This window comes from Arthrobacter sp. H35-D1, from assembly GCF_030063185.1.
In the GTDB taxonomy this organism is placed as follows: Bacteria; Actinomycetota; Actinomycetes; order Actinomycetales; family Micrococcaceae; genus Specibacter.
Map to the genome: position 1 here is coordinate 1 of NZ_JASISP010000051.1, position 4,497 is coordinate 4,497.

General features: G+C 58.2%; 2 protein-coding genes and 1 pseudogene. 2 read left to right on the forward strand and 1 reads right to left on the reverse strand.

All coding sequences use genetic code 11. The features are described from left to right. Window positions 1-1,056 precede the first annotated feature (1,056 nt). On the reverse strand, window positions 1,057-2,118 hold the full coding sequence (locus QMG25_RS20090) for an IS630 family transposase (RefSeq protein ID WP_283462869.1): 1,062 nt from the start codon (window positions 2,116-2,118) through the stop codon (window positions 1,057-1,059). 806 nt (window positions 2,119-2,924) lie between these two features. Here QMG25_RS20090 and QMG25_RS20095 point away from each other — a divergent pair. After that, a pseudogene (locus QMG25_RS20095) lies at window positions 2,925-3,875 on the forward strand (IS1595 family transposase). 92 nt (window positions 3,876-3,967) lie between these two features. Then, on the forward strand, window positions 3,968-4,497 hold a 530-nt coding region (locus QMG25_RS20100), incomplete at its 3' end, for an IS110 family transposase (protein WP_283462872.1).

Sequence of the window (4,497 nt, forward strand, 5' to 3'; positions counted from 1 at the left end):
ACCATCCTTAAGGATGGACACCGCACGGGAAATCTCGGCGCGGGAAAGCTGATCAAGAGGGTGAGATACCCCTACCATGGTGTCGATTTCAGTGTTGATAGACATAGTTAGCTCCTTAATTCTTTATGCAGCGACAGTATGTTTCATCATTGGATACATACGGGATTGCGCTGAAGATTAGGTTGGAACCCTCTGATTGAGGTTCCGGAAGATACCGCACGCTAGCCCAACATCCCTATCTTTCAGGGGGCCGGCCGGGCTCTGCTTCGAACCCTGCTGCCGTGATGTTAGTCACGTGCGTTCTTCTCTGATTGCTAAGCTACGCCATGAAATACATATAGTCCAGTGTTTTTAAAAATGAATGCTCTATTTCGTTCAATCCGCTCGTTGGCAAAGCCGGTAATCCACTTGTCAGCTACGCTGGCGTGCCCGTTCAAGGCCGCTGACGCAGGCCCTCCACTCGCGAGCGGGCAGTGATGAGGAGCTCACGGCAGGGCGTACAGGGCCTGGCGCTAGCTCCTTGTGTTGGCCTTGCGCGTCTTTCCTGCCGGGTGCCGGGCCGGGCCCCTTGGAGCCCATTCCTTGCCGGTGCATCCTGCCCCAATTCCTTGACCGGTGAAGGGGCACAGCGCTGTCCCGGCACGATCTAGGGGTCACGGTGTGGGCGGTCAAGCTAGACATCTGCGGGAGCACGTCAGCGATCTGGACATTCTGCATGCTGTCGCAGGGGAGCTTTGGGCAGATAGCGTCGAACGTGACGATTTTACGCTACTTCGAAAGCGCCGTGGTCAGGCTGGGTGCATTCACTCACGGATTCCAGACCATGGCGGGTGAGTAGCGCTCACGCACGCGGGAGGTTGTACTCCACCTCCGGCCGCAATAGCCCTTACCCCACCACCAAGCAACCTTGACGGTTCCCTCGCGACATCACATAGTATTGGCATGTAGTGATTCGCTGGCACTTACTAAGGGCGGGTATGGGTTTGCTCCGTTCATTGCCGGCGCGAACAGGGCGGATAACCATATTCAGGTCTCCAGCTAAGCTAGTGTAGTGTCTCAGTTTTGCTTGATGGCTTGGAGTGCGACGCGGCCGCGGGAGACTTTTTCGAGGATGGAGTCGGCGGTTGCTGTCCAGATGAAGGGTTTGGGGTTCTCGTTGTTGATCTGGATATATTCCTTGATTTTTTCGATCAGCTCCGGCACTGAATGAAAAACGCCACGGCGCAGGGCTCTCTCGGTGAGGTCCCTGAACCAGCGCTCGACCAGGTTCAGCCAAGACGATGACGTCGGCGTGAAATGCAGGTGGAACCGGGGATGTTTCCCCAGCCAGGACTTCACCTCGGCATGCTTATGCGTCGCGTAATTGTCGATGATGAGGTGGACCTCCAGGCCCTTCGGGGCTTCCTTTTCAGTGGTTTTCAAAAAGACCAGGAACTCGTCATGGCGATGCTTGGGTACACACGTACCGATCACTTTCCCCGTGGCGACTTCCAAGGCAGCGAACAAAGTGGTGGCGCCGTTGCGCATGTAGTCATGCGTCATGGTTTCCCCGCGACCCTGCTTCAACGGCAGCGACGGCTGGGAGCGGTCCAACGCCTGGATCGAGGTTTTCTCATCCATGCACAGCGCGATCGCATTCTCGGGCGGGTCCAGGTACAAGCCACACACATCGATGAGCTTCTCATCACAGTTCAGATCCGTGGAGAGCTTGAACGTCTCCACCAGGTGCGGTTTCAAGCCCCGTGCCGCCCAGATCCGCTGTACCTGTGTCGGGGATACACCGGCCCGTGCCGCCATGGACCGCACCGACCACTGCGTGGCACCCTCAGGCTTGGAAAACCGCGTCAACTCAACGATCTCGGCGATTTTCGACTCTGGAATAACCGGCTTTCGACCCCGCCCCGGCGCCACCGCACCAAACTTCTTCAACCCATCTTCAGGGAAACGCCTCCGCCAGGCACGTACCGTCCCAGGATTCACCCCCACCACCCTGACAATCCACTCATTGGCCAAACCATCGGACGCCATCAGCAGCACCTGCGCCCGCTGCACCTCACGATGGGCAGCAACCTGGGACTTGGACAGAACCGCCAAAACAGAACGCTCAGCCTCGGACAACGACGAACATGGCTGGCAGCGTCATACCGTCGAAGCAGCAACCTAGTTGGATAGAGGATTTGCTGGTGAGGCGTAGACCATTGTCGTTTTCGAATCTGGCGGACATCACCGTTGGAGTCCTTGCGGGGAGAACGACCCGACACGTCTTGGTCGATATTGGGCGTCACCACAGGAGCATTGGCGGAACCGCCGTCTCACATTGGGTCACACCTGGCTGATGGCCTACTACCGTCATCGCTGTCTCACATGCTAAGACGCGATCCCCTCGCAAGAGACTTTGCAGCCGCACTTTGGGCCTCCACCCAAGGCATCGAGCAGACAAACTCTATCGGGACTCCATCGCCGAGGAACTCTTTCGAGCAACCACTCGACGTCAACACCGAAGTTCCTCAACGGGAACGCTCCACTAAACGTGATTACGACATGAAAACCGCCTCTTCGTGGTCGGTGGTGAAGCCGGGGTTCGTGTCCTGGCAAGTTAGGGGCCCGTGGCCTGCGTTGAGATGGATGTATCTAGCATTCTTCTCAAGTCAGTTGCGCAGGGGCTTCGCCCCGCAGTGGCGAAGGAAAATTTGCGGTTGGCTGGTTTGGGTTTCTGGATTACTTCTGGGGTGTTTGGGAGGAGACTTGGAGTGTGTGTTTCGGTCAACCCCGTTGGTTCTGTGGTGCTTGTGAGCCTGTAAGTCAGTTTGGTGGTGGAGGGTACAGCTTCGTTGTCCGCAGGACCGTGGACTGTTGCCTTTGAGCACGTGTGTCAGATTTGTTGTTTAGTGCGTATCCGGTTAGCTCAGGTGTAGTTTGGGGTTATGGCACGTCCGGACTTTCCGCGGTCGATTCTGGAGTTTCAGGCAAGGTTCGGTGACGAGGCGTCCTGCTTGGAGTATTTGTTTGCCTGCCGATGGCCTGAGGGCTTTGTTTGCCCACGATGTCAGGGGCGCAAGGGATGGGCTCTTTCAACGCGGATCCTTTGGGAATGTGGTGGCTGACATCGTCAAACCTCGCTCACGGCCGGGACGGTGCTGCACAAGACCCATCTGCCGCTCCAGTACTGGTTTTGGGCGGCATATCTGATGACGACCAGCACACCCGGTATCTCTGCGGTGCAGTTACAGCGCCAGCTCGGGCTCAGCCGCTACGAGAGCGCGTGGACCATGCTGCACAAGCTGCGCCGGGCCATGGTCGACCCCGAGCGCACATTGCTGATGGGGGAGGTCGAGGTTGATGAATGCGAGGTCGGCGGGGTTGAAAAGGGCAGGAGTGGCGGGTGCAGCAGGATTGCCACGGCCGCCCATGTTGTTGTGGCCGTTGAGGTCCGCGGCCAGGGTTCCGGGCGCATTCGCATGCAAGTCATCCCGGATGCTTCAGGACCGACTTTGTATAACTTCGTCTATGAAACCGTGGCACCTGATGCGGTTGTCCATACATACAGAGGGGGTCCTTATGTCCTGCTCGCGAAGAAGGGCTACGACCACAGGCCGCGATCCCAAAGGGCGGCCAAACGCACCGGAGACACAGAACCCGTCATGCCGCGTGTTCACAGAGCCATCAGCAACTTCAAGTCCTGGCTGCGAGGCACCCACCGCGCCGTGAGCAATGAACACCTTCAGGTCTATCTGGACGAGTTTGTCTTTCGCTACAACCGTCGGCGCTCACCCATGTCAGCCTTCCAAAGCCTCCTCGGACTCGAGTCGAACCATGACCCCACGACGTTGCGGGAAATCGTGGCCCAAGGGCCCGGCAGCACGCGCCGAACCTGAGCTAACCGGATACGCACTTGTTGTTTTATCCGCCCTCTGCCGGAACACACACCGTATTCAGTGTCGGTATCAGATGATGAAGGTGATCGGTCATGGAGGTCATTCACCCGCGCTGTGCGGGTGTCGATGTTTCTAAGAAGGACGCGAAGGTCTGCATCCGCATCCAGGGTGGCGGGCGAACGAAGACGACCTCGACAGTCGGGACGTGGAGTTCGATGGCCGGGAGCATCCTCCAACTCAGGGAGTACCTGGTCGCGCAGGATGTCAGCTGCGTGGTGATGGAGGCAACCGGGGACTACTGGCGCCCGTTCTACTATGTCCTTGAAGAGGGCCTGAACGTGGTGTTGGCCAACGCCCGGGATGTGAAGAACGTGCCGGGACGGAAGACGGACGTCTCAGATGCTACGTGGCTAGCTGATCTGGCGGCCCATGGTCTCGTGCGGGCTTCGTTCGTGCCACCGCCGCCGATCCGCGAGCTGCGTGAATTGACCCGAACCCGGACAGTCATTACGGCCGAACGCGCCCGGGAAGTCCAGCGGTTGGAGAAGCTTCTGGAGGATACTGGCATTAAGCTTTCCGCGGTGGCCTCGGACATTGTTGGCGTCTCGGGCAGGGCCATACT